This window comes from Neisseria sp. P0009.S007 (assembly GCF_051962515.1).
The window spans coordinates 1-1,209 of sequence record NZ_JBQCVF010000415.1 but is presented as its reverse complement, the minus strand read 5'-3'; the positions used below and the strand labels follow the sequence as shown (position 1 = coordinate 1,209).

Genomic DNA, 1,209 nt, shown 5'->3' with positions numbered 1-1,209 from the left:
CTTCCGCCCACAGCTTGGTTGTGGCTTCGGTTGCTGGTGCCAAGAAAGAGGCATCACCTTCATATGGCGTGTAGTTTTTTTGAATAAAATCGCGGACATCTACGTTGGTTTCCCAGTTACCACCGACAAAACCTTCCCAAGCGGCAGGACGTTGCTGAACATCATTTGACATATCAAGCTCCTAATTTTATTGAAAATATAGACTGTAAATTTTCTGAAAGGATAGCACTAATACCCATTTATTTACAGGGATTTTCTTGAAATAAAATTACAGACTAGCCTTTTCTTGATTTACGTCAATGAGAATAATTGTTACTTGGTACTACATCTCACTTTCCAAACATTTGTACTTCAAAACGGCGTAAAATACAAAATTCAGCCCTGAAGACAGACGTCTTTCAGGGCTGATTTTTTATTGCATTGCATATATAAAGGCCGTCTGAAACATTCAGACAGCCTTTATTCACTTCTTCAATTAAGCAAACGGATGATGCAAAACGATGGTTTCTTCACGGTCAGGACCGGTTGAAACAATGGCCACAGGCGCACCGCACACTTCTTCAATACGTTTCAGGTAAGCTTTAGCGTTTTCAGGCAGCTTATCGTACTCTTTCACGCCGAAAGTCGACTCGCTCCAACCCGGCATGGTTTCGTAAATCGGTTTGCAGGTTTCTACCGCATCAGAGCCGCAAGGCAGAATGTCGGTTTTGCTGCCATCAGGCAATTCATAACCTACGCAGATATTGATGTTTTCAATACCGTCCATCACATCCAGCTTGGTGATGCACATGCCGGAAATGCCGTTAACTTGAATAGAGCGTTTCAGAGCAGCCGCATCAAACCAGCCACAACGACGCGCACGACCGGTTACGGAGCCGAATTCATGGCCGCGTTCAGCCAAACCTGCGCCCACTTCGTCAAACAATTCAGTCGGGAATGGACCGGAACCTACGCGGGTAGTATAGGCTTTAACGATACCCAAAACATAATCCAGCATTTGCGGACCTACGCCTGCACCGGCAGAAGCGGCACCAGCCAAGCAGTTGGAGGAAGTGACAAACGGATAAGTACCGTAGTCGATGTCCAGCAACGTACCTTGCGCGCCTTCAAACAACAGGCTTTCGCCTTTGCGGTTTTTCTCGTTCAAAACACGGGAAACATCGGTAATCATCGGCGTAATGCGCGGTGCAACTTTTTCAATGACCGCCA

Annotated in this window: 1 protein-coding gene; it reads right to left on the bottom strand. The window is 46.2% G+C overall.

Annotation, left to right across the window (positions count from 1 at the left end; translation table 11 throughout):
* Nucleotides 1-475 precede the first annotated feature (475 nt).
* A partial coding sequence (locus ACTHS3_RS13725; RefSeq protein ID WP_440368219.1) for an adenylosuccinate synthetase occupies nucleotides 476-1,209 on the bottom strand: 734 nt, incomplete at its 5' end.